This is a genomic window from Pseudomonas sp. TWR1-1-4, assembly GCF_049897165.1.
Lineage (GTDB): Bacteria > Pseudomonadota > Gammaproteobacteria > Pseudomonadales > Pseudomonadaceae > Aquipseudomonas > Aquipseudomonas canadensis.
The window spans coordinates 258325-279899 of record NZ_JAFCVS010000001.1 but is presented as its reverse complement, the minus strand read 5'-3'; the positions used below and the strand labels follow the sequence as shown (position 1 = coordinate 279899).

At 56.6% G+C, this 21575-nt stretch carries 23 protein-coding genes, 1 tRNA gene and 5 pseudogenes; 19 read left to right on the top strand and 10 right to left on the bottom strand.

Annotation, left to right across the window (positions count from 1 at the left end):
• The first annotated feature begins 24 nt into the window (after positions 1-24).
• Genes ACP7C6_RS01330 through murB form a run of 4 tightly spaced genes read left to right on the top strand, consistent with a single transcriptional unit; the run spans position 25 to position 2451 of the window.
• The gene (locus tag ACP7C6_RS01330; RefSeq protein WP_003174668.1) at positions 25-210 is read left to right on the top strand and encodes a Trm112 family protein; all 186 of its coding nucleotides are present in this window, start codon (positions 25-27) and stop codon (positions 208-210) included.
• Complete coding sequence (kdsB, locus tag ACP7C6_RS01325) at positions 207-971, top strand: 3-deoxy-manno-octulosonate cytidylyltransferase (RefSeq protein ID WP_028616766.1); 765 nt, start codon at positions 207-209, stop codon at positions 969-971. The genes ACP7C6_RS01330 and kdsB overlap by 4 nt, the downstream gene beginning before the upstream one ends.
• A complete protein-coding gene (locus ACP7C6_RS01320) occupies positions 971-1435 on the top strand; it encodes a low molecular weight protein-tyrosine-phosphatase (RefSeq protein ID WP_010209653.1) in 465 nt (154 codons plus the stop codon). The genes kdsB and ACP7C6_RS01320 overlap by 1 nt, the downstream gene beginning before the upstream one ends.
• On the top strand, positions 1432-2451 hold the full coding sequence (gene murB / locus ACP7C6_RS01315) for a UDP-N-acetylmuramate dehydrogenase (RefSeq protein ID WP_068936826.1): 1020 nt from the start codon (positions 1432-1434) through the stop codon (positions 2449-2451). Before ACP7C6_RS01320 ends, murB begins: the two co-directional genes overlap by 4 nt.
• Before the next feature lie 62 nt (positions 2452-2513).
• On the opposite strand, the gene ACP7C6_RS01310 is transcribed toward murB, so the two are convergent.
• Entirely contained in the window at positions 2514-3185 is a 672-nt protein-coding gene (locus ACP7C6_RS01310; protein WP_426108168.1) for a Bax inhibitor-1/YccA family protein, read from the bottom strand.
• A gap of 152 nt (positions 3186-3337) precedes the next feature.
• Here ACP7C6_RS01310 and ACP7C6_RS01305 point away from each other — a divergent pair.
• Positions 3338-3428, top strand: a tRNA-Ser gene (locus tag ACP7C6_RS01305).
• Positions 3429-3524: 96 nt separating this feature from the next.
• Here the strand turns inward: ACP7C6_RS01305 and ACP7C6_RS01300 are convergent.
• Together ACP7C6_RS01300 and ACP7C6_RS01295 are read right to left on the bottom strand one after the other, a co-directional pair.
• Positions 3525-3796 (bottom strand): annotated as a pseudogene (locus ACP7C6_RS01300) (integrase); the annotation flags it as partial.
• Between the two features lie 4 nt (positions 3797-3800).
• A pseudogene (locus ACP7C6_RS01295) lies at positions 3801-3956 on the bottom strand (DUF4224 domain-containing protein); the annotation flags it as partial.
• Between ACP7C6_RS01295 and ACP7C6_RS01290 the strand changes: the two are divergent.
• Positions 3951-4193: pseudogene (locus ACP7C6_RS01290) on the top strand (phage tail protein); the annotation flags it as partial. The pseudogenes ACP7C6_RS01295 and ACP7C6_RS01290 overlap by 6 nt on opposite strands.
• Before the next feature lie 384 nt (positions 4194-4577).
• On the opposite strand, the gene ACP7C6_RS01285 reads toward ACP7C6_RS01290, so the two are convergent.
• Positions 4578-4982: a hypothetical protein gene (locus ACP7C6_RS01285; RefSeq protein WP_426108167.1), complete on the bottom strand. Its 405-nt coding sequence runs from the start codon at positions 4980-4982 to the stop codon at positions 4578-4580.
• Positions 4983-5230: 248 nt separating this feature from the next.
• Between ACP7C6_RS01285 and ACP7C6_RS01280 the strand changes: the two genes are divergently transcribed.
• From ACP7C6_RS01280 to ACP7C6_RS01260, 5 genes and pseudogenes are all read left to right on the top strand, one after another.
• Positions 5231-6421, top strand: coding sequence for an NAD(P)/FAD-dependent oxidoreductase (locus ACP7C6_RS01280; protein WP_122555083.1), 1191 nt, complete (start codon positions 5231-5233; stop codon positions 6419-6421).
• A gap of 26 nt (positions 6422-6447) precedes the next feature.
• A complete protein-coding gene (locus ACP7C6_RS01275; RefSeq protein ID WP_122555082.1) occupies positions 6448-6840 on the top strand; it encodes a DUF1641 domain-containing protein in 393 nt (130 codons plus the stop codon).
• Between the two features lie 16 nt (positions 6841-6856).
• Positions 6857-7681, top strand: coding sequence for a methyltransferase domain-containing protein (locus ACP7C6_RS01270; RefSeq protein WP_426108166.1), 825 nt, complete (start codon positions 6857-6859; stop codon positions 7679-7681).
• 68 nt (positions 7682-7749) lie between these two features.
• A pseudogene (locus ACP7C6_RS01265) lies at positions 7750-8172 on the top strand (hypothetical protein).
• A gap of 155 nt (positions 8173-8327) precedes the next feature.
• Positions 8328-8435: pseudogene (locus tag ACP7C6_RS01260) on the top strand (lysis protein); the annotation flags it as partial.
• A 207-nt stretch (positions 8436-8642) separates the two neighbouring features.
• Here the strand turns inward: ACP7C6_RS01260 and ACP7C6_RS01255 are convergent.
• Positions 8643-9323, bottom strand: a complete 681-nt coding sequence (locus ACP7C6_RS01255) for an SOS response-associated peptidase family protein (RefSeq protein WP_426108165.1) — start codon at positions 9321-9323, stop codon at positions 8643-8645.
• A gap of 613 nt (positions 9324-9936) precedes the next feature.
• On the opposite strand from ACP7C6_RS01255, the gene ACP7C6_RS01250 reads away from it, so the two are divergent.
• Both ACP7C6_RS01250 and ACP7C6_RS01245 read left to right on the top strand, forming a co-directional pair.
• Positions 9937-10578 (top strand): glycoside hydrolase family 25 protein, encoded by a 642-nt coding sequence (locus ACP7C6_RS01250; protein WP_122683714.1) that lies wholly within the window; start codon positions 9937-9939, stop codon positions 10576-10578.
• 291 nt (positions 10579-10869) lie between these two features.
• Positions 10870-11343 (top strand): hypothetical protein, encoded by a 474-nt coding sequence (locus tag ACP7C6_RS01245; RefSeq protein WP_236318977.1) that lies wholly within the window; start codon positions 10870-10872, stop codon positions 11341-11343.
• A gap of 165 nt (positions 11344-11508) precedes the next feature.
• On the opposite strand, the gene ACP7C6_RS01240 is transcribed toward ACP7C6_RS01245, so the two are convergent.
• A complete protein-coding gene (locus ACP7C6_RS01240) occupies positions 11509-12507 on the bottom strand; it encodes a fimbrial protein (RefSeq protein WP_426108164.1) in 999 nt (332 codons plus the stop codon).
• Positions 12508-12628: 121 nt separating this feature from the next.
• Complete coding sequence (locus tag ACP7C6_RS01235) at positions 12629-13546, bottom strand: LysR family transcriptional regulator (protein ID WP_236318975.1); 918 nt, start codon at positions 13544-13546, stop codon at positions 12629-12631.
• Between the two features lie 65 nt (positions 13547-13611).
• Between ACP7C6_RS01235 and ACP7C6_RS01230 the strand changes: the two genes are divergently transcribed.
• The gene (locus ACP7C6_RS01230; protein WP_236318974.1) at positions 13612-14229 is read left to right on the top strand and encodes a LysE family translocator; all 618 of its coding nucleotides are present in this window, start codon (positions 13612-13614) and stop codon (positions 14227-14229) included.
• Between the two features lie 36 nt (positions 14230-14265).
• On the opposite strand, the gene ACP7C6_RS01225 is transcribed toward ACP7C6_RS01230, so the two are convergent.
• Complete coding sequence (locus ACP7C6_RS01225; RefSeq protein ID WP_028616690.1) at positions 14266-15123, bottom strand: sensor domain-containing diguanylate cyclase; 858 nt, start codon at positions 15121-15123, stop codon at positions 14266-14268.
• 358 nt (positions 15124-15481) lie between these two features.
• On the opposite strand from ACP7C6_RS01225, the gene ACP7C6_RS01220 reads away from it, so the two are divergent.
• The 4 genes from ACP7C6_RS01220 to ACP7C6_RS01205 all read left to right on the top strand — a co-directional run bounded on the left by ACP7C6_RS01220 (position 15482) and on the right by ACP7C6_RS01205 (position 18272).
• Positions 15482-15799 (top strand): hypothetical protein, encoded by a 318-nt coding sequence (locus ACP7C6_RS01220; protein WP_426108316.1) that lies wholly within the window; start codon positions 15482-15484, stop codon positions 15797-15799.
• A gap of 421 nt (positions 15800-16220) precedes the next feature.
• Positions 16221-16934 carry a hypothetical protein gene (locus ACP7C6_RS01215; protein WP_236318972.1) on the top strand — a complete coding sequence of 238 codons (714 nt, stop codon included), beginning with the start codon at positions 16221-16223 and terminating at the stop codon, positions 16932-16934.
• Positions 16935-17068: 134 nt separating this feature from the next.
• Complete coding sequence (locus ACP7C6_RS01210) at positions 17069-17338, top strand: hypothetical protein (RefSeq protein WP_426108163.1); 270 nt, start codon at positions 17069-17071, stop codon at positions 17336-17338.
• A gap of 436 nt (positions 17339-17774) precedes the next feature.
• Complete coding sequence (locus ACP7C6_RS01205) at positions 17775-18272, top strand: hypothetical protein (RefSeq protein WP_073860010.1); 498 nt, start codon at positions 17775-17777, stop codon at positions 18270-18272.
• A gap of 60 nt (positions 18273-18332) precedes the next feature.
• Here the strand turns inward: ACP7C6_RS01205 and ACP7C6_RS01200 are convergent, their stop codons facing one another.
• Both ACP7C6_RS01200 and ACP7C6_RS01195 read right to left on the bottom strand, forming a co-directional pair.
• A complete protein-coding gene (locus ACP7C6_RS01200) occupies positions 18333-18959 on the bottom strand; it encodes a helix-turn-helix domain-containing protein (RefSeq protein WP_426108162.1) in 627 nt (208 codons plus the stop codon).
• Positions 18960-18964: 5 nt separating this feature from the next.
• The gene (locus ACP7C6_RS01195) at positions 18965-19123 is read right to left on the bottom strand and encodes a hypothetical protein (RefSeq protein ID WP_162834924.1); all 159 of its coding nucleotides are present in this window, start codon (positions 19121-19123) and stop codon (positions 18965-18967) included.
• A gap of 223 nt (positions 19124-19346) precedes the next feature.
• On the opposite strand from ACP7C6_RS01195, the gene ACP7C6_RS01190 reads away from it, so the two are divergent.
• Complete coding sequence (locus ACP7C6_RS01190; protein ID WP_426108161.1) at positions 19347-21464, top strand: TonB-dependent receptor family protein; 2118 nt, start codon at positions 19347-19349, stop codon at positions 21462-21464.
• Positions 21465-21575: the final 111 nt, after the last annotated feature.

The window sequence follows — 21575 nt, the reverse complement described above, 5'->3', positions numbered from 1 at the left end:
ACCGCTGCTTTCCAGGAAACACTCATGGACACCAAATTGCTCGATATCCTCGCTTGCCCGATCTGCAAAGGCCCGCTCAAGCTCAGCGCCGACAAAACCGAGCTGATCAGCAAAGGCGCCGGCCTGGCTTACCCGATCCGTGATGGCATCCCGGTGATGCTGGAAAGCGAAGCTCGCACCCTGACCACCGATGAGCGCCTGGATAAATGACCACCGCCTTTACCGTTGTCATTCCTTCCCGCTACGCCTCGACCCGCCTGCCGGGCAAGCCGCTGCAACTGATCGGCAGCAAGCCGATGATCCAGCTGGTGTGGGAACAGGCCTGCAAGAGCAGCGCCGAGCGCGTGGTGGTGGCCACCGACGACCCGCGCATCATCGAAGCCTGCAAGGGCTTCGGTGCCGAGGCGGTGCTGACCCGCGAAGACCATAACTCTGGCACCGACCGCCTGGCCGAAGTCGCCACCCAGCTTGGCCTGGCGCCTGACGCCATCGTGGTCAACGTGCAAGGCGACGAACCCCTGATCCCGCCCAGTGTGATCGACCAGGTGGCCGCCAACCTGGCCGCCCATGGCGAAGCACGCATGGCGACCCTGGCCGAGCCGATTGAAGACATCGAGACCCTGTTCAATCCGAACGTGGTAAAGGTAGTCAGTGACATCAACGGCCTGGCGCTGACGTTCAGCCGTTCGACCTTGCCTTGGGCGCGCGACGCCTTCGCCAAGCAGCCTGACGTGTTGCCGGAAGGCGTGCCTTACCGTCGCCATATCGGCATTTACGCCTACCGCGCCGGTTTCCTGCATGACTTCGTCAGTTGGGGCCCATGCTGGCTGGAAAATACCGAGTCCCTGGAGCAACTGCGGGCCCTGTGGCATGGCGTGCGCATCCACGTGGGCGATGCGCTGGAAGCACCGCCGGCCGGTGTTGACACTCCGGAAGACCTTGAGCGCGTCCGTCGCCTGCTGGGGGCCTGATGGAGGTTCTGTTTGTCTGCTTGGGCAATATCTGCCGCTCGCCCACCGCAGAAGGCGTGCTGCGCCATAAATTGCGCGAAGCGGGGCTGGCGGGGCAGGTCGAGGTCGCGTCCGCCGGGACGGGTGAATGGCATGTCGGCAACCCGCCGGACCAGCGCAGCCAGCGTGCGGCGTTGGTGCGCGGCTACGATTTGTCGGCCCAGCGTGCCCAGCAGGTTTCTCGCGCCGACTTTGCGCGCTATGACCTGATCCTGGCCATGGATCACAGCAATCTGCGCAACCTCAAGGCCCTGCAGCCGGGCCAGGGCAAGGCTGAGCTGGACCTTTTCCTGCGCCGTTACGACGCCGAAGTGGACGAAGTGCCGGACCCGTATTACGAAGGCGAACAAGGCTTTGAACGGGTCCTGGACCTGATTGAACGTGCCTGTGATTTATTGGTGATCGAATTGAAGGGGCGGTTATGACCTTGCAGGTGCTTGCGCAGGTGTCGCTCAAGCCATTCAACAGCTTTGGCATTGACGTGCGTGCCCAGCTGTTCGCCGAGGCCCGCAGCGACGATGATGTCCGTGAGGCCTTGGCCTATTCGGCGGCACACGCGGTGCCGCTGTTGGTGATCGGCGGCGGCAGCAACTTACTGTTGACCCAGGACATTCCGGCGCTGGTGCTGCGCATGGCCAGCCAGGGCATCCGTGTGTTGCATGACGACGGCACTCAGGTGGTGGTCGAGGCCGAAGCCGGCGAAGCCTGGCATCCATTCGTGCTATGGACCCTGGAACAAGGCTTCTGCGGCTTGGAAAACCTCAGCCTCATCCCCGGCACCGTTGGCGCCGCGCCCATGCAGAACATCGGCGCCTACGGTGTCGAGATCAAGGATGTATTCGCCGGCCTGACCGCGCTGGATCGTCACACCGGCGAGTTGCGCGATTTCAGCCTGGAAGAATGCAACTTTGCCTACCGCGACAGCCTGTTCAAACACGAGACCGCGCGCTGGCTGATCTTGCGGGTGCGCTTTGCCCTGAGCCGCGCCAGCCGCCTGAAACTCGACTACGGCCCGGTGCAGCAGCGCCTGGCGGGGCAGGGGATCACCGAGGCAACACCGAGTGACGTCAGCCGCGCGATCTGCAGTATCCGCCGGGAAAAACTGCCCGATCCGGCCGAGCTGGGCAATGCGGGCAGCTTCTTCAAGAACCCGCTGGTGTCCCAGGTGCTGGCGGCTGAGCTGCAGGCGCGGTATCCGGACCTGGTGGCGTACCCGCAGGCCGATGGGCAGATGAAGCTTGCGGCCGGCTGGCTGATCGACAAGGCAGGCTGGAAGGGCTTCCGTGACGGCGATGCCGGCGTGCACAAGTTGCAGGCGCTGGTGTTGGTCAACTATGGCGATGCCACAGGGCACGATATTGCGAACTTGGCCCAACGTATTCAGCGCGACATTGCAGAGCGTTTCAAGGTCGATCTGGAAATGGAGCCCAACCAGTATTAAGCCCCTTCAAACAAAAATGCCCCGCATCTTTCGATGCGGGGCATTTTTTATTGTGCTGACAATCAGTCGTCGCGGCTCATGATGCCGAAGATCTGCAACAAGCTGATGAACAGGTTGTAGATCGACACGTACAGGCTGATGGTCGCCATGATGTAGTTACGTTCACCACCCTGGATGATCGCGCTGGTCTGGAACAGGATGCACACCGAGGAGAACAGCACAAAACCTGCGCTGATCGCCAATTGCAGGCCGCTGATCTGGAAGAACATGCTCGCAACCACAGCCGCCAGCAACACAAAGAAACCAGCGGTGATGAAACCACCCAGGAAGCTCATGTCCTTGCGGGTGATCAGCACGTAGGCCGACAGACCACCAAACACCAGTGCGGTCATGGCAAACGCCGAGCTGACCACTTCCGCGCCGCCGGCCATGCCGAGGTAACGGTTGAGGATCGGGCCGAGGATAAAGCCCATGAAACCGGTCAAGGCAAACGCCGACACCAGGCCCCAGGCCGAGTCACGCAGCTTGTTGGTCAGGAAGAACAGGCCATAGAAGCCGATCAGCACGACAAAGATATTCGGGTAGCCGACGCGCATCTGCTGGGCCACGAACGCCATCACGCCGCTGAATGCGAGGGTAAGGGCGAGCAGGCCATAGGTGTTGCGCAACACGCGGCTGACTTCAAGCTGCTCAGCCTGCGCGTTACCATTCACTGCGTAATTCTGTTCGCGCATGGCGACACTCCTTCGGTTTTGAAACGTTCAGTCGCAAAGATCATAACAGACGCTCTGTAACAAGCGATGGCAAGAGTTTGACAGTGTGTTTCATTCGGGTATTATGGCGCCCGCTGAGACGGGATGGGCTACTATAATCCTGTGATGCACAAGGGAAATTGGCAGAGTGGTTGAATGCACCGGTCTTGAAAACCGGCGGACGTTAATAGCGTCTCCAGGGTTCGAATCCCTGGTTTCCCGCCAAGATTCAAACAAAAGCCCCGCACTAGCGGGGCTTTTGCGTTTCTGGGGTACGAGAGATCAAGCCGCTCATCTACCGTTTCCGCATCAACTCAGGCTTTGCGTTTTGGGCGCCTTCCCCGGGATGATCTCCCGCTCGTACCGATCAAGCACTTGACCCAGTAGGGCGTTCTTCTTTGACACTGGCTTGCAGTCGAGCTTTGCCCATTCAGCCTTGGCGATGTCCAAGTCAATCCCGAGCGTGATCTCTACCCGCTTCCCGTCTTCATTCCTCCCGTCGTACCCAACCCACTCTTACCGCCTTTCAGCGTGCGCACGCGCCGAATCATTCGCGGCGGCAGGTCCCTGTTTGCCGCCTTTTTCGCTCGCATTTCTTCATCCTACCCGTGACAGGTCCAGCGACCAGGCTTCGGCCGCAATGTTTTCTGCTGATGGTTTAACCCCAGCCAGTTTCATGCGCGCGTAGACGCGTGCGACCACTGGGCATCTTGCCCGCGTCAGAACGTATTTGCAGCCGTTCCGGTTAGGCCACAGCGCGGTGGCTTGATCGTCATGCATGTGGGGAGAACGGTTCACCCGAATCATGCAGGGGTTTATCTGGGCACCGATCCGGCGTTACCTGGCGAAGAGTCGGGCGCATTCGGCCCAGGGCTTTTTCTACTGCACCACCTGTACGGCAGGCCGTCGGAAATTATCGTGTACGGCGGGCCATGGCATCACAGAGCTCGCCTGATACTCAGGCACAAAGATGCGAAACAACCAACATGACGCGGTATGTCCGCAGGGGTGAGATATGCAAGGCAGTCAAAACTACGAACTGACTATTCGAAATCTATTTACCAATTCCAGTGAAGGGGTAAGCGGTGCCGAGGCGGTGGTTTCCATCTTGGATGGCGCACTCGAAATCGATAGCGTCACGCTTTCTGGAAAGGTGCGCTTTGGCTTCTGCCGCAGCTTTGCTCGGGAAAGCTCCTACCATAATGTTGGGTTCGTCACGCACTACGCCCCATGTATATATCCAGTCCTTTTGCTTTGTGCGTGGTCGCCGTTGCTCACATTGACCTCCAAGTCATAAACGCGCCGATATTGGCGCAACCCCAGTCCTTGGGCTTGCAGGCGAAGAACTGGGGAACTTCTTTTACAAGGCCATAACTATGGCAGGAGTTTGATGTCGTGAGTAAGAGCAAGGTCGTCTGCAATATCGCTCAAATCCCATCGACTAGATTCCCTGATCAGTTCTATCAGCCTGCCAAAAACGTCTATTGCTTCATTGCTGAGACTGTGAGGTGGCCGATTTACATCTTTGATATTTAGATACTTTTGACAGAGTTTGATTGTGGGAATCTTCGTGCCTTCTAAGGCGCCGAAAATGATTATTCGTGCTTTCTCATGCTCTGTAACGGTTCTGCCTGCGTTTTGGATGGCATCTTTAATTTCCTTAGCACGATCAGCATTCTTGCTAGCGACACTGCAATTCATTTGCGCATCCGTATGTGAATGAGGAAGGCACAACGCTACTACAAGCATCCCAATTCCAGCCACTGGCATTTCATCCAAGCTGGATGTCTAGCCAGGCCGATAGCATGTAGTGCGCCCGCTTTCGACCCAAAACTGTCTTTAGCGAAAGGCAGCAATCGGCCGAAGCGGTCGATCATAAAATCAGGGGTGATTTACGGCTTTTGTAAAGAACATATTCACTTAGCGACTAATGCATTTTTTCTTATCGCGACTTCATCCTTGCTCCCCGCGGTTCTCAACTACCATTCATGTCGAATGGATATTGGATACGCCATGGAGGGCGGATCATGCAGAAGCGGATAATCATCGTCGGCGGTGGCATGGGCGGCACGATGCTTGCCAATCAACTAGTCACCAAGCTCTATCCTGAAATTCTTCGGGGGCAGCTGAAGATCGTTCTGCTCTCTAACTCTGAGGACCACTTCTACAAGCCCGCCTTCATGTACGTCGCATTCAATCTTTTTTTTCAGGAAGAGCTCAAACGTCCAGAGCGCTCATTGTTACGTCCGGAAATAGATTTTCAAGTCGACGAGGTAATTCGTTTTGACTTCGCCAGACAAGAGCTGAGAACCCTTAGTGGCAAGCGTCATGGCTATGATTTTCTGGTGATCGCCACCGGTTGCTTACCTGCTCCGGAACGTATCGAAGGCCTCAAGGAAGCCGGTGACCACTTCTACCAATACGAGCCAGCGCGACAACTGGCTCAACGTCTAAGTACCATTGAAAAAGGTCGAATTTTCGTCACCGTCTCCTTTCCCAAGACCCCCAATGTACCGCATCAGTGCGGTATCGCTCCCATCGAAACCACGTTGATGCTTGATGACTTCCTTCGTCGTCGCGGCGTCAGGGACAAGGTAGAAATCATTTACACCTATCCCACAACTGCACAGTTGTTGCGTAATTGCTTATTCCTACAACGACCCACCGGGGAGATTTTGCCGGGGATCTTCGAACAGAAGAATATTCGCTTTCAACGGGGTTTCACACTGAGCAGAGTCGACCCGGAACAACGAATAGCTTACTCGGAAGAGGGAGAGGCGCAGCCGTTCGACATTCTGATGGCAACCCCGCCGATTCGTGCAGTTGACGTGGTGCTTGAGTCTGGCGTTTCTCAGGCACAGAACAATGAAGGGTGGCTGCCAACTCATCATGAGACGCTACAGGTCTATGGGCTTGAAGGCGTTTATGTGATCGGTGACACGGTCGATCTACCAATCAGTAAGGCGGGTGGGGCTTGCCACAACCAGGCGCCGGTGATCGCCAACAATATTGCCGCTGCAATCCGCTTGGGAAGCCCCAATGCAGTTTATGACGGGCGTGTCCAAGCTGTGGCGCAGATGGGCCTTAATGCTGGGATGCCACTTTGGTACGACTATGCCCACGACGTGATGCCGACCCCGCCAAGTAAACTGGGTGGCCTTCTGCGCAATGGATTCAACCGCGGCCTTTACTGGGCTGTGGCTCGCGGAATGCTTTGACCGCGCACAGGGAGGCGTAAATTCACATGGATGTATTCAATGAGCCACTCGCAAAGAGTGCAGATGTTAATACCGACTCGCTAGACCAGAATGCTGGGATAGAGGCATTACTGGACAAGCTGAAACCGCTCCTGGATGGAGGGCGCTTGGATAATCTAGTCGACCTGGCCTCACTGATCTCCGACACCGTCGACATGCTTGACCTAGCGACTGTGGAAAAACTTGGCCGGTTGTTTGAGAGCACCACCGCCGTCACTTGGAGTCTGGGCAATGCGCTACGCATGGCCACGGCCGAGACTGCCGCGGAGGCGGCGCCTCCCAACATCTATGGGTTGCTGTCGCTCCTCCGCGAAAAGGACACCCGGCGCGGCGTTGCACTGCTCCTCAGAACCTTGAATGTCATCGGAAGACAACTCTGATCGGAAGGAATCACGTATGGACATTAAGGCTCAGCCGTCCACGGCAAGGCCTAGTAATACTCAATGGGACCCTCAGGCCTATTTGAAATTTGCTCGACTACGGGAGCGTCCGGTGGTCGAGTTGCTGGACCATATTTGCTTGGAAAATCCTGAACGAATCTATGACCTGGGATGCGGTACTGGCATTGCCACTCACCTCCTGGCCAAGCGCTGGCCGCATGCCGATCTGACGGGAGTCGATAGCTCGGCAGAGATGCTTGGTGAGGCCAGCTATTTGCCGATCAAGGCCCTTTGGTATAAAAGCGACTTACAGAGCTGGCAGGCAGAGCAACCTGCTGACCTACTGTTTGCTGCTGCAGTACTGCATTTCATCAGTGGTCACGACGTGTTGCTGCCACGCCTGTTGCGACAACTCAACCCTGGAGGTTGTCTAGCAGCACACATGCCTAATTGGCGTGACGCGCTGTGGTATCAATTGATGCTAGAAACTCTTGATCACGCAGGGCTCGACGGAGGTCCATTGGGTACAGTGGAGTTGCGTCGGTTCATGGCTGAGCGCCCAGTGTTATCACTGGATCGTTATTACCGTCTGCTGGCACCACTGACCAAGGATTTGGATATCTGGGAAACCGAACACTTACAGGTGGTGGAAGGTCTGTCGCCGATTTTCGATTGGGTCAAGGTTTCGGCGTTACGGCCGGTGCTCTTGGCGCTGGATGAGTTCGAGCGGCAGTGTTTCCTAGATCACTTCCTGAAGCTGGTTCATGAGTATTACCCGCCAGAAGGGGATGGGCGGACTTTATTTCCGTTCAAACGGATCTTTATTCTCGCTACCGTCTGAGTATTTCTGACGGGACGCGGTTGATGTGTGTCTTTGCTCCTTCTCCCCAGTGCTACAGTCCCGCCAACATGCGGATTTTGATAGCGGCGGTAGCAGTGGCGATGCTGGCGGGGTGTGCTTCAACGGCGATATCGGTAAGAGACGCAAAGCCGGTGCCGTCGGATGAAGTTTATGCCTTCCAGGCGTAGCCAGCCGGTGAAAGCGGGAAGATCACGGTTGTGCGCGATTCGGGCGCTGTGGGATCTGGCTGCGATATTGTCGTCTCTGTAGACGGTCGCAAAGCAGCGAAAATTGGCACAGGGCAGCGGGCTATGTTTTACCTTCCACCGGGATCACCAAATCTCGGTGCTGGCCTGGCAGGATCTGGCCTTTGTGCTGGATCGGCGATCCGCACCATTGCAACTTCCGTTCAGCCAGGGAAGGAAAGTCTGTACAGAATCAGTGGCGATATTGGCGGTTTTTATACTGGCCCCTACGTCGACTACAACTGAAAAACGAAATTCACAAGACCGCCTACGGGCGGTTTTTTCATGCTCGGAGAAATTGATGCAGGTATCGGCGATCAACTACCAGCCTATGAAAACGATCCGCCTCCACGGGCGGTTGCGGCAGTTTGGCAAGTCATTCAGGCTCTCGGTCAAGCAAAGTACTTGCCGCCCCCGGCACCGTCGGCGTGGTTCATGCAACCCGTCGAGCCCAACTTGACCCGGCGCATGCTCAACGAATTATCGCCATCACCGATGCTGGCGACTAAGGACTGATCGCGCTGCCGGCATGCTAGGCGTACGTCCGTGCAATTGCACCCTGAGATCAATGAACTACTCTCTCGGAGTTGGTTCGTATTGCGATGATTTGGTTTATTGAAGGGCGTCATGGATAAGAGGCTTGCAGGTCTGTCGTTTCTGCTGACTCTGGGCTGGGTTGCAGCGGTAGCGTTTGTGATGTGGTATTTCTCGGAGCCTTAGCTCAAGGGGCGAATCAGTTCGGGCCCTTTGTTCCTCACATTGCCCACGGCGATATCGACCTTGAACCACTCGAAGGCCTCGGCCGGCTCGCCCTGGTGCAGTACCATCTGCTCTGCGCGCTCTCTGGGCGTGGCCAGGTCCAACCATTCCCGAGCCAGTTCCGGAGTCAGCACCACTGGCCGACGGTCGTGGATATCCACCATGCCGCCGGCGCTGTCGGCGGTGATGATCACGAACCCGTCATGCTCGCCTGGGCCTTCGTCAGCATCTGGTAATTGGCCGATGGCAGCACATAGCACTGGGGCACCGTCGCGTCGACCGATCAGATAGGGCTGTTTCTTCGGCCCACCTTCATCCACCCACTCAAACCAGTTGTCGATTGGCGTGATTGCTCGATGCGGCCAGATCGCCCGGAAGAACGGGCCATGTGCAACCTTCTCGGCGCGCGCATTTATTGGCGCGGCGCGGTCTTTTGCCCAATGAGGGCGCCACCCCCACCGCACGAAGTCGGCGTGCAGTAGTTCGCCCTGGATATGCAATAGGGCGACCTGGGTGGATGGGGCGACGTTGTAGCGCTCAATCGGCTGATCGCCCACGGAGTTGGCCAGGGCATTAGGCATGCTAAGCGCTGCAACAAAGTCGTGGATTCCGCGATACTGTGTAAGCCTTCCGCACATGATTCTTCCCTCCAGGCATCTGTTCAGCCTAGTTGGCAATAGGGCTCTGAGCTTGACGAATCTCGGCCAGGAGTCGCTGGTTCTCCATGAGTAGGTGGTCGCGCTGCTGTGTATTCAAGTCGATGGGACGAAAGCTCAGGTCGTCAGATGTCTGATTGCTTATATCGGTCTCCACGTCAACGTTCATATTTCAAAACTCAAATACTGTATGCGCGCGCGGTAAGCGAGGCGCTTAGGATTTGGGAGTGGTGTTCGTCGGCAGAACGCCGGTGAGGGGGGAATCATTTCCGCAGCCCGATACGCGCCCCTTGATCTACGGGGCCTCCAGCGATTTCGGGAATGCTACGATGCGGAACGGATTTAAATCTAACTTGTTGTAATATATAGATAAAAAACCAGTCTTGAAAACCGGCGGACGTTAATAGCGTCTCCAGGGTTCGAATCCCTGGTTTCCCGCCAAACATGAAAAAAGATCCCGCGAGCCAATAGGCTTTGCGGGATTTTTTTGCCTGCTATTTCGTTATCGCCGGGTGGGGGGGTGGTAGTCCAATAGTGCATTGCTGATGTGTGTCGATGAAAGAATCGACCCGACATCCATTGCAGGAACGCACAGATGAGTTGCAACGACCCGATTAAAAACGAAAATGCGCGGGGCATCGACGTGTCGCGCTGGCAGGGCGATATTGACTGGACCCGCGTTGCGGCTGCGGGCATTACCCATGCAATCGCCAAAATGACAGAGGGTGGAGACTACACCGACCCAAAATTTGTCACGAACTTCCAAGGTATGCAGGCAAACGGTTTGAAAGCCGGGGTCTATCACTATTTTCGTGCGTTGAGCAGTACGCCGTGCGAGCAGTTGACCAATATCAAGGGGCGTCTGGCCGAGGTGGCGTTCAATGCCAAGCGGGATATCCTGGTCATTGATGTCGAGACCAATCGCAACGAGGGGGCCAGCCCGGATCAGATGGCCGATGCCCTGTTTCAGTTGGTGACGCTGATAAGGGTTTCTCTGCTGGAGGGGGCATACCCGCACATCTACGCCTCTCCCAGTATCTGGAGTAACCGCTTGGCCTGGCGCAAGTACGATTTCAGTGAGTGCCCGCTGTGGATTGCCCATTGGGAAGTGGCTCAGCCCACAGTGCCTGAAACCTGGAGCGCCAAGGGTAAAAGCTGGGAGTGGTGGCAACACAGCAGCAAGGGCCAGGTTGACGGTATCCACGGCCCGGTAGATTTGGATTGGGTCAAGTCTTAATGCCCTGCATCACGACGGCCCCATTCAGGGCCGTTGCTATTGACTACCTTTGCCTATTTGAAGGGCTTGGCGGTTGCACGAATTGCATTGACCTTCGCATCTGCTCTGCGATCGAGCTTTTACTCGTCATCTCTTTGTTTTTTTACTACTATTACCCGTCTGTGCGCTCAAGGAAGAGAGGCTGAGCGCCTTGAGTCTGGTAGAAAATCTACACTCGATCATTGAGTGAGCTATTGCTTTTACCCAGAACCTAACGACTCAGCCAACCATAATTACTTCTTGGTGAAACCGATGGATAAAATGTGTGGCATCGTTGTAGTGGTAGGACTTGCCCTCGCGGGATGCGCTACGAAAACTCCAGAAAAAACTGAAGTGACTCCACCTCCTGCCGTCGTCCATGAAGCATCACCTGAAGCCGTACCGTCGTCACCTAATTATACTGTGCGATATGAGTCTGAACCTGCTGCTGACGTTGCAGCCCATGCTTCTCCAGAGGCCGCTCAGCCAGAATCAGAAACAAGTCGCGCAGAGCAATGCCGTAAAGAGCTGGATGTCTTGAAGGTTTACAACAAGCCGTCTTACGTTAAATACGAGGCGGAATACCAAGCCATTGCTTCCAAGACCGCTAAATATATGCAAATCAAGGACTCGTTGGGTGCTGATTTGAACTATATGGTCATGCCCGCCTATCAATTTCAAATTCGTGAGTTCTGCTTCCGGGTGAAGACCCGTCTGTCGGAGCTTGTGCTTCGCCAAGCCAAATAATATAGGTAGACCCGCCGTGGGTGCTTCCTGGTCTAGAGAGGTCAGGTGGGCCCGTAAGGCTTAAAAGCGCTGTGGGTTTATCCAAGACTACAAAAGCCAATGCCCCGACCTGTCGGGGCATTGGCTTTTTATGTTTCGACACAGCCCGTGCCGACACTGAGCGTTCTACAAATAGCTCATCACAAAGGTTACCGACGCGTTTGCAGTACCCGCCTTGAGTTCGCCATTAGCCAGCCGGTAATAAGCCGCAGAAAGCGGGATGTTGAAGCTGGTGCCGGTGCTATTGAAGCCATTGAATGGGTAAGTGGTACCCAGGGCGATGGGTTGACCGCTGTCGTTCATCAGTCTCAGGCCGATGCCTTTGGCCGTTGAGCTGGCGTTCAACGCTACGATGCCCTGCTGCTGATCAATCACTTGAGAAGTTGCGTTAAGGGAATAAGTGACCTTCTGGATACCGGTCTGGCACTGGTTAAGGCCAATGTTGAATTTAACGGCTTGAGACGTATCACCGATATTGCTGAACTCATCCAGGTAGTAGTCATCTCCCATTTGAACAGACACGTCTGGTGTCTCGCAGGACGCGGCGTTCAAGATGATTGGATTGGCCAGGTTGATGCTCACAAGGTCAAGGTCACCGTACCGATGCGCCCCAAGATTGCCTGCGGGAACCTCATTTTTCGATGACAGTTCACCTGATTTAATAATTTCAATGGTGTATGTCCTGATAGGGTCTAAGTAAGACCCACTGAGAAGCCTGTCTGCAGTTAAATAACCATTCTGTGTGTTCTTGACTTTGAGTGATAGCCCTGTCTTGCCCAGGGGATAGGTGTTGCCAGTGGTAACGCTGCCGAGTGTCGGGTTGAGTCTAAAGATAAAAGGGGATGAACCGGTGCAGTTAAAACCTTGCTGTGGTGCTGTGATGGATTCTTGATACACCACCGTGCCTGCAGGCGCATCTCGAGGAACCGTCAAGGCAATCGGTGCAGCTGCGTAGTTAGCTGTGAACGTTTTCCCTTGGGTGAAAGCACAATTCGCGGCCAATGTATCCGTTGAATAAGCAGAGACTATTACGGCTGCGGTATTCAACAGTACACGCAGTCGGCGTTGTTTTTTTGAAACGCACATTTTGTTTGCGGCCGTGATGGGGAAAAGATGGACGGCCACCCTATCGATCACGCACACCTGAGAAAATCAGGCGATCCTTAGAGTGTGTGCTGCGATGATGCTTTTTGCATTGGAAGGGCGGGAAATCATTTGCGCGCCTTGATACCTACCCGCGACTTGATTAGCCCACCGTCTGCAACCATTCAATCAACGCCATTTCCACGCTGCCTTTCTCGGGCTCCGCCGGAGACAGTAGGCAATAGTTTGAGCCGTCTTCAACGAATCCCATGGGCGCAGCCAATACGCCGTTCTGGAGGTCGTCGCGCACTAGATGCCAGGGGCCGATGGCAACCCCGAGGCCTGCTACAGCCGCCTGGATGCTGAAGTAAAAGTGCTCAAATGCTTGCATCTCCATCACAGGGGGTGGCAGTTCTTTTGCCGTTGCCCATTCCTGCCACGCCGTCGGCCGGCTTTCCGTCTGAAGTCGTGGGGCCGATGAGCGCAAAATGTCCTTGCTTGTGTCGAACCATGTGTCGACTTTTTCCGGCCGACAGACAGGTCCAACTTTTTCCGGGAATAGCGCCACGGCGTGATAGTCGGGCGGACGGTAGAAGTCGTCACGTCGAATAGCGAGGTCTATGCCCTGGTCGAACGAAAATGGCCCACCACCCGCTACCAAGTGAATGTCCAACCCTGGGTAACGTGCCTGGAAGTCGCTCCAGCGCGGGATCAGCCAGCGCATCAACAGGGTGGGCTCGCAGGACAGAACAAGCTGTCGTGCGCGGCGGGATTCGGTGCGGATCTCGCGCACGGCGTGGCTCATCACCCCAAACCCTTCACTGACCGCCTTTGCGAGGCGTCTTCCGGTATCCGTTAGAAAAACCTTGCGATTACGTCGATCGAACAGGTCAACGCCCAAGTCCTCTTCAAGCAAGCGAACCGCGCGGCTGATGGCACCTGGCGTCAGGTGCAATTCCTCTGCTGCACGGGCAAAGCTTTCAAACCGCCCGGCGGATTCGAAGCAACGCAGTGCAAGTAAAGAGGGCATGCGCAGGTCAGAAATAGACGATTTAGAATCACCTTTTTCTTTAGAAAACATCGTTAGTGCCTGTCGTTAGAGTCTGAAAAAATAACGGCTGTGATCGATATTTCTCAAGGTACACCATGAACGAATGGATAGCAGTAATCACCATCACACTGTTGGCATGTATCAGTCCTGGGCCGGATTTCGCCATGGTTTCCCGCAACGGGTTGCTACTGTCCCGGCGGGCGGGCTTTTTCACGGCGCTGGGAATCGGAATGGGGGTGCTGGTACACGTGGGCTATACGCTGCTGGGTCTCGGGTGGGTACTTCAACAAAGCCTGTGGTTGTTCACCGTGTTGAAGCTGGCTGGAGCGGCGTATCTGGTCTACCTGGGTATCAACATGCTGCGTGCCAGGCCAGCGAGTGAGCATGCCGACACTCCGGCGCCGGCCCTGTACGATCTGGCGGCGCTGCGCAGCGGGTTTCTGACCAATGCGTTGAATCCTAAAACCGCGATTTTCATTGTCAGTCTGTTCATGGGGGTGGTGCGACCGGAAACGGGCGTAGCCGTGCAGATGGCCTATGGCGTGTTTATCGCGGGGGCACACGTCGCGTGGTTCAGCCTGGTCGCGCTGTGCTTCTCCGCTGGGCGGGTGCGTGAGAAGTTGCTGGCCGCACGGCATTGGATTGACCGAGTGTTTGGTGGCCTGCTTGTGGCCTTTGGTGCGTCATTGGCGATTGCTCAGCGTTCGAGCTAGGTCGTCACAGAAGATCATCGCCAGCCCGGTTGGCGATTAATTCCACCGCAACCTTTTCACCCGATACATCTCCCCGTCCGCATGACTCAATAGCGTATCCGCATCTTCCCCATCCGCCGGGTAAAACGCTACGCCGACGCTGCACGACGGCATCTTGACCCCGCCAAACTCAGTGCCCAGCGGCTCAGCCATGACCGCCAGTATCTGCGCCACCTTGCCGGCCATCGCATCCTGTGACTGAACATCCGTGATCAGCACGGTAAATTCATCTCCGCCCATCCGGGCTACCAGGTCGCTCTCGCGCACGCAGCGCTCCAGTCGCCGGGCAATCACACAGAGCACGCGGTCGCCCATGGCATGGCCATGCACATCGTTGATGCCCTTGAAGTCATTGATGTCCAGAAACAGCAAAGCGAGCGTTTGGTTGTGATGCCGTGCGGATTGCAGGGCTTGGTTCAGTCGCTCATTGAACAGCGAGCGGTTGGTGAGGGCCGTCAGCGGATCATGATGGGCGAGAAAGCGTAATTCTTCCTCGGCCTGGGTGAGCGCCGTCACGTCCCGCGCGACACCGATCCGCGCGCCGACTTCCTTGGACCAGAAGGCCGCCCACAGAATGTGCACGACGCTGCCATCCTTGCGCAAGTAACGATTGCGGAAGTCGACGTGGGGTTGGCCATTCATGACCCGCACAATGGAGGCGCGGGTGCGCGCCAGGTCTTCAGGGTGCATGTAGTCGGTGATCGGGGTGCCGGTCAACTCTTGGGCGCGGTAGCCGAGCAGTGCCTCGCAGGCATCGCTCACGAAGACAATCTGGTTATCGCTGTCGACGACGAAGACCGTATCCAGCATCAAGTGGATCAGTTTGGGATAAAGGGCTTGCAGGTCAACGGGCATGGGGCATAGGGCGTCCGGTTCAGATGGCCGATCATAGCCCGATCATCACGTAAGGCGCCTAGGGGGATTGCACATTTTTAATGCCGTTCATGCCAATTGTGCCCTGATTGTTAAAAACCGCTGGCCAAACGTATGATCGGAGCCAGCGCCTAATCTGGTCGCTGAGACTCACCCCTATAAAGGACATGAGCATGCAAAAGCACTTCGGCAATTCAGGCCTGTTCAAGGCTGCTTCGTATCGCTGCACCGAGACCCTCGGCAGCGGTATCACCCGCTGGGAGTTGAAAAACAGTGCGTTGAATACGAAGGAGTTTTTGATATGTCCAAAGAATTACTCGGAGTTTCTGCTCTAGGATTGATGGTCGTCGGTGAGTTTTGTGCAATCTACAGTGAGGTAGTCACTGCCAGGCTGGCTCAAGCCAGTGACGGCTTGTGGCAGGCATTCATCATGCCGGTGGTGGTGATGTGCTTTGCGGGGCTGTGTCTGTTGGGGGCTTATTGGCTGGGCTATCGGGCGGTCGGTGATATCTGGGTGGTCACAGTGGTTTCCGTCACCTCGTTATTGCTGCTGGAACCGGTCGTGATCTGGGTGCTGTTCCAGGAGTTTCCCGGGCGAGGTGCGTTGATCGGGTTTTGCCTGGGTGCCTTGGGCATGCTGGCCACTGTCTTGCTGTAGCTGCACGTGCTGGCCCGGCATTCGGATGTCGGGCCAGATTGGAGTGGGTAGTTGGCAATACCTTCCACCGCCGCAACGGCGGCTGAGTGTTGAAACGCTGACCTGCAGCTCAGCAAAAAAGCTGTGCCACCGAAAGCAGGCAAATCATCTGAACAACCATTTGCGCACGAATTGGATGTTTCATCGCCATCACCCTTTGTACTGCTGTTTTAATGAGTATAGATCCTGAAAAGAATTATTCAGAATCAAGCCCATTCATCTGCCCAGCGGTCTTTAGTTACAACTATCTGCTCTCGACCGCTGCACTTTTCTGGATTTCTCCGCTCTATCCTTGTCCCAGTCCCGCCGATCCCCCGCGTGGGCGGATGAATCAGATCGGGTGCCGATGGATCGCACGTTTCCTTGTTTTAACAGTCGACGGATGCGCCAGCCGTTGCTGCTGGCGGTCTTGTTAATGCTGTGTGCCAGCGGTTGCAGCCAGCAACAGGGTCGGGATATCGCCAAGCAGTTCAGCAATGGCAAGCCCGATGAGTTCTTCCAGACCAGTGTCGATCGCATGGCGACACTGGGTATGCGCGACAACCTGCAGAGCCTGTATTTGCTGATGAACAAGCTCTATCTGCGCAACCCCAGCCAGTGGCGGCAGTCGGGGTACCCAGACGCTGTGACGGCGGCGCGGGAGATTCGCCAGGCCATTGAGCAGCGTCGATCCCTGCCCGCGTTGGGCGATCGGCGTGATCTGGAGGCGCTGAGCTATTCCTTGGGGCCGGACTTCAAGGGCGATCGGGTCGGCGCTTTTATCTATGCCATCGGCAGCATGATCGTGACCGCCCACGGCGGACGTACCGAGTTCTACATCACCGACTCGATCGACCCGCAGTTCGTCAGCAATGCTGCGCGCAATATCGAGAAGGCCACCTGGCTGCTGAGCAAACGCCAGGATGCGAATGGCGTGCTGCTGCTGTTTTCCAACGAGATATCGGAGGAGGGCAGCAACCTCAGTTTCGCGGTGGAGTTCGGCAAGATCGTCGCGCGTCTCGACCTGCTGACCCAGATGCTCGACGAACGCTACCGGCGTATTGGCCTGAACTATGCGCAGAGTTTGTTGCTGATGAATTTTTTGCCGGTGCAATAAACGGGTCAGCCTCAGGATAAGTGTACGGTGTTTCCTTTTGACGTGTAGGACTTTGCCTATCTTGCCGCCCCATGCTTGAAACACTTCGCGCTCATCAATAGCCTCGGATTTTTCTGAAATCTGAGGCCTTTACCATGGGAAAGCGAAAAACGGTTTGGCCTACTGAAAGAGAAATACGCTTGCGTTTTATCCTGTTTGCAGTGATCGACGCGGCGAGCGTTCAAGGCGTTTCGTCCGATTTGCTACTGCCCGCGCACAAGTTACTGCGTGATTCACCGACTGAGGCGCAATTGCTGGAGGTATTGGGCGAAATTCTCAACACTGATGAGATGTATGGCTTCCGGTTTGTTCCTGGATCAGAAGCGGAAGAATTGATGCGGGTGCTGAAAGTCTTCGATAGCTGAGGGTTTTGTGTGTGGGGCGGCAGCGTCTACGAACCAGCTACAGGTGAACATACTGGGCTGCAGTTTGGCTTTCACAGTATTTCGAACTAAACGCTGGATTTAGATGACGTGGTCGGGAGGCTGGGGTTTTAGCTTCCCAGGTCATGAAGTGTCGAATGGTTGCGTCTCCCCATCCGTTAGAACGTTTATTTCCTTAAGATTGGTCTCTATTCCTCCATCGAATATCCATAGCGTCAAATGGCGAAATACAGCAGTTATTGACACTGCAAGAGTGCCGAAATCGTCGCTTTTACAACCATTACAGCTGTTCTATTCAACTAAGCTTCCCTCCGAACATCCATTCCTGCTGCTCTGCCGTCGTCTTGCGCCGCCGTTCTCCGGCTTTAGAATCGACGCCAGAACTTACTCATTTCTTGTCGATTATGGAGTTTCGAAGATGATGAATGCCATGCAGATGCCAATGAACACCGCCATGCCAATGATGCCGATGATGGGCATGCCGATGATGATGGCCACCATGAAATGCGAAATGGCGGCGGACGCCATGATGTGCACCATGAAGCCGGCCGCGGGCATGGACATGGCTCAGTTCAAGACCAACGCCGAAATGATGGCAATGATGATGAACTGCGGCATGCCGATGATGATGCAGTGCGCCAATATGTCGATGATGTGCATGTCGGCCGATGCCATGGCCATGATGACGGGCATGAACATGATGCCGATGATGGGCATGCCAATGCCGATGATGAAGTGCGTGATGGAATGCACGCTGATGGGTGACAGCATGATGTGCAAAATGATGCCAATGCCGGGCATGAGCATGGACATGATGAAAAACTGCTGCATGCTGATGAACAAAATGATGAACGACTGCGCTATGCCGATGATGATGAGCTGCAACGGCATGCCGATGATGTGCTGCACCTGCTGATAGGTCCGGCGCAATAAAAAACGCCCCGATTATTCGGGGCGTTTTGCATTTCAATCCAGGTCAATCCAGGCGCTCGGGGTAAGTGATCACCAGGAAGGCCACTGCCTCGCTGTCTGCCGGGTTGCGGTAGCGGTGGGGCTGATCGGCGTAGAACAAGATCGAGTCGCCGGTTGAAAGGAGGTAGCGCTCATCGTTGACGCTGACTTCCAACACCCCTTGGGCCACCACCAGGTTTTCCTGGATACCGGGCCCGTGGCCTTTGGAAATCTCCTCGCCCAGCGCCCGCAGGCGGATCTCGTAAAACTCTGACTGGCGTGCCGTATCGTAGGGGAACAACGCTCGGCTGATAAACGCACCATCGGCACTGACCAGGCGCTTGCTCTGTTGCGCCGGCAGCACCTCCACCCCCTCAAACGCGCGGTCCTCCAGAAACGCTGCCACAGATACCTTCAGACCCTTGGCGATCTTGCACAGAACCTTGATCGACGGCACGCTGCGCCCGGATTCGATCTGCGCCAGCATCGCTCGGCTCACGCCACAGGCGCGCGCCAACCCGTCCAGGGACAAATGGCGCTTACTGCGCAGGCGTTGCAGGTTGTGGGCGACGCACTGGCCGATTACATCGTCGTCAGTGCCGGGCTTGGGCAGCGGTTCAGGTGGTTCTGGAATCACGTGCAGGAAATTCATCGGCCTTACGCCCGGCGGGTATCGCTGGACGTGGCGGCTTGAGCGGTAAATACCGCCAGCCCGGCACGCGCTGCGTACATCGCCCACATCAACTCGGCCGCTGCACGCGCTTGGCGGCGTTTACGGTGGAGTGTGAAGTCGATGACGGTGGCGGATACGTGCATGGGGGCGATCTCTGGGTACGTGGTTGACTCAGTGACTCCACAGTAATGCGTGGCGGTTATTTCTTTAAATACTGAGTTTGCATGTGGTAATTCGATTTCGGACTTAGCAAAGGATTCCGGTCCGGCGCTGTTGTAGGAAGGCTCTGGTCCGTTAATAAGGAGTGACCTGGCGAGCGTCCCAGCCTTCCCACCACGTGCCCCCCGAATTCCAAGGACCTGCCTGATGCTGTTGCGCCACCCTCCGTTGCTGTTTGCCGCCCTGACGTTAAGCTCGCTGGTGCACGCCGAAGACCTGCAATTGGCCCCGGTCGAAGTTACCGGCAGCGAAGCCAGTGCGGGTGAAGTGGCTGAGGCGCAGCTCAAGAGCGTGCCCGGCGGCACCAACTACATCGACATGAATAGTGTGCAGCAGGGGCGGGTGAGCACCAACGAAGACGTGTTCAAGTACCAGGCCGGGGTATACGCCAAGGCGGCGAACAACGAAGGGGTGAAACTCTCGATTCGCGGTTCGGGCCTGAACCGCAGCCCCGGTTCCCATGCCTCCGGTCTATACGAAATGTTCGATGGCCTGCCGCTGACCGGTCCCGGCGGCACACCTTATGAGCTGAAAGACCCGTTGTGGCAAAGCCGCGTCGAGGTGCTGCGGGGCGCCAACGGTTTAGACCAGGGTGCCTTGGCCCTCGGCGGCGCCGTCAACTACGTGACGCGCACCGGCTACGACGCACCCAAGCTGCAACTGCGCTATGAAGCGGGCAGCAAAGGCTACGCCCAGCGCGAGATCAGCTCGGGCCAGGTGATGGGGGACGCTGACTACTACATCAGCCTCACCGACTCCGAGTCCGACGGCTACCAGCGCCAGAGCGCCGGCACCGGCAAGGGCGTGGCCGCCAACTTCGGCTACCGCTTCAACCCGGACCTGGAAACCCGCTTCTATTTCCGCTACCGCGAAACCACCAACGACACCCCCGGCAAACTCACGCGCAGCCAGATCAGCCATGATCCACGCGCGGCCAACAGCCTCAACGCCGCCCGCGATTCCAAGCGCCTGCAACCAGGGTCTACCTGGATCGCCAACAAAACCACCTTGCAGTTGGATGACAATGCCCGGGTCGAAGTCGGCCTGGCGTACCACGACTACCCGATGGACCTGCGCGAAGGCACCAACCGCCTGAAAGTCGCTTACACCGATATCAGCAGCACCCTCAATTACATCCGCCAGGACACGCTGTTCGGCCACGACAGCAAAACCACCGTTGGCCTGCGCACCACCCAGGCGATGCCCAATAACGGCGCTTCGGAATACGTGCGCACGCCGGCCGGCAATACTGCCGGCTACGCGCCCGGCACCAAGACCCGTGACTACAGCTACCTGGGTTCCGACACCGTGTTGCATGTCGGTAACGACCTCGAACTGGTCCCCGACCTGTGGCTGACCACCGGCCTGGCGGCGATCTACACGCGTCGCGAGACCCAAGTCACTTACCCAGAAGGGCAGGCGCCGCTCAGCCAGCATGACTGGGACTACGCCCCGCGCATCGGCCTGCGGTATGACTTCACCCCGCAACTGCAGGTGTATGGCAACCTGAGCCGTTCGGTCGAGCCGCCGCATGCGTGGTCGATGATCTGGGGTTCGAACAAATACTTTCCTAAAAACAGCGGCCCGGCCACCGGCCTGCAGCGCGAAGGCGTGAGCCTGAAAAACCAGACCGCCACCACTTTGGAAATCGGCGGCCGTGGTGAAACGTGGCTCGGCCAGTGGGACCTGGCGCTGTACCGCTCCGAAGTACGCCATGAGTTGCTCACCGTGGAAACCCAGGCCCAGACGTCGACCAGCAACGCCATCGTCGCTGAAAACAATGCCAGCCCGACAATTCACCAGGGCGTGGAACTCAGCGTGCTCAGCCCGTTATGGGAAGGCGGCCGCAACGGCCAGCTCACCCTGCGCCAGGCTTACACCTTCAGTGACTTCCACTACCGCGACGACGACCGTTTCGGCGACAACACCTTGCCGGGCATCCCTAAGCATTACTATCAGGCGCAAGTGCGCTACAGCCATCCGACCGGTTTCTACACCAGCCTCAACACCGAGCATTCATCAAGAGTGGCGGTGGACTACGCCAATTCCTACTACGCCGCGTCCTACACCATTCTCGGCGCTACCTTCGGCTACGACGCACCCAAGCAGGATTGGCAAGCTTGGGTTGACCTGCGCAACCTGACCAACCGGCGCTACGCCAATACCGTCACGCCGGGGTATGACGACAAGGGCGTAGACATGGCGCGCTCCACGCCAGCGGACGGCCGTGGCCTCTACACCGGCGTGTCATGGAGCTGGCGCTAAAGGAACGTAGTTTTTAAAACACCCCCGTTCCACTGTATGAGCCCGGCCTGCCGGCGATAGCGATCTTAAAGGCGCCATCGCCGGTAAGCCGGGCTCCCACAGTCGGCAGCA

What these genes read in the sequence shown, in the direction of transcription:
- ACP7C6_RS01330 (WP_003174668.1), top strand. Translation starts at nt 25, where the DNA reads ATGGACACCAAATTGCTCGATATCCTCGCTTGCCCGATCTGCAAAGGC.
- kdsB (WP_028616766.1), top strand. Translation starts at nt 207, where the DNA reads ATGACCACCGCCTTTACCGTTGTCATTCCTTCCCGCTACGCCTCGACC.
- ACP7C6_RS01320 (WP_010209653.1), top strand. Translation starts at nt 971, where the DNA reads ATGGAGGTTCTGTTTGTCTGCTTGGGCAATATCTGCCGCTCGCCCACC.
- murB (WP_068936826.1), top strand. Translation starts at nt 1,432, where the DNA reads ATGACCTTGCAGGTGCTTGCGCAGGTGTCGCTCAAGCCATTCAACAGC.
- ACP7C6_RS01310 (WP_426108168.1), bottom strand. Translation starts at nt 3,185, where the DNA reads ATGCGCGAACAGAATTACGCAGTGAATGGTAACGCGCAGGCTGAGCAG.
- ACP7C6_RS01280 (WP_122555083.1), top strand. Translation starts at nt 5,231, where the DNA reads ATGCAGAAGCGGATAATCATCGTCGGCGGTGGCATGGGCGGCACGATG.
- ACP7C6_RS01275 (WP_122555082.1), top strand. Translation starts at nt 6,448, where the DNA reads ATGGATGTATTCAATGAGCCACTCGCAAAGAGTGCAGATGTTAATACC.
- ACP7C6_RS01270 (WP_426108166.1), top strand. Translation starts at nt 6,857, where the DNA reads ATGGACATTAAGGCTCAGCCGTCCACGGCAAGGCCTAGTAATACTCAA.
- ACP7C6_RS01255 (WP_426108165.1), bottom strand. Translation starts at nt 9,323, where the DNA reads ATGTGCGGAAGGCTTACACAGTATCGCGGAATCCACGACTTTGTTGCA.
- ACP7C6_RS01250 (WP_122683714.1), top strand. Translation starts at nt 9,937, where the DNA reads ATGAGTTGCAACGACCCGATTAAAAACGAAAATGCGCGGGGCATCGAC.
- ACP7C6_RS01245 (WP_236318977.1), top strand. Translation starts at nt 10,870, where the DNA reads ATGGATAAAATGTGTGGCATCGTTGTAGTGGTAGGACTTGCCCTCGCG.
- ACP7C6_RS01235 (WP_236318975.1), bottom strand. Translation starts at nt 13,546, where the DNA reads ATGTTTTCTAAAGAAAAAGGTGATTCTAAATCGTCTATTTCTGACCTG.
- ACP7C6_RS01230 (WP_236318974.1), top strand. Translation starts at nt 13,612, where the DNA reads ATGAACGAATGGATAGCAGTAATCACCATCACACTGTTGGCATGTATC.
- ACP7C6_RS01225 (WP_028616690.1), bottom strand. Translation starts at nt 15,123, where the DNA reads ATGCCCGTTGACCTGCAAGCCCTTTATCCCAAACTGATCCACTTGATG.
- ACP7C6_RS01220 (WP_426108316.1), top strand. Translation starts at nt 15,482, where the DNA reads ATGGTCGTCGGTGAGTTTTGTGCAATCTACAGTGAGGTAGTCACTGCC.
- ACP7C6_RS01215 (WP_236318972.1), top strand. Translation starts at nt 16,221, where the DNA reads ATGCGCCAGCCGTTGCTGCTGGCGGTCTTGTTAATGCTGTGTGCCAGC.
- ACP7C6_RS01210 (WP_426108163.1), top strand. Translation starts at nt 17,069, where the DNA reads ATGGGAAAGCGAAAAACGGTTTGGCCTACTGAAAGAGAAATACGCTTG.
- ACP7C6_RS01205 (WP_073860010.1), top strand. Translation starts at nt 17,775, where the DNA reads ATGATGAATGCCATGCAGATGCCAATGAACACCGCCATGCCAATGATG.
- ACP7C6_RS01200 (WP_426108162.1), bottom strand. Translation starts at nt 18,959, where the DNA reads ATGAATTTCCTGCACGTGATTCCAGAACCACCTGAACCGCTGCCCAAG.
- ACP7C6_RS01195 (WP_162834924.1), bottom strand. Translation starts at nt 19,123, where the DNA reads ATGCACGTATCCGCCACCGTCATCGACTTCACACTCCACCGTAAACGC.
- ACP7C6_RS01190 (WP_426108161.1), top strand. Translation starts at nt 19,347, where the DNA reads ATGCTGTTGCGCCACCCTCCGTTGCTGTTTGCCGCCCTGACGTTAAGC.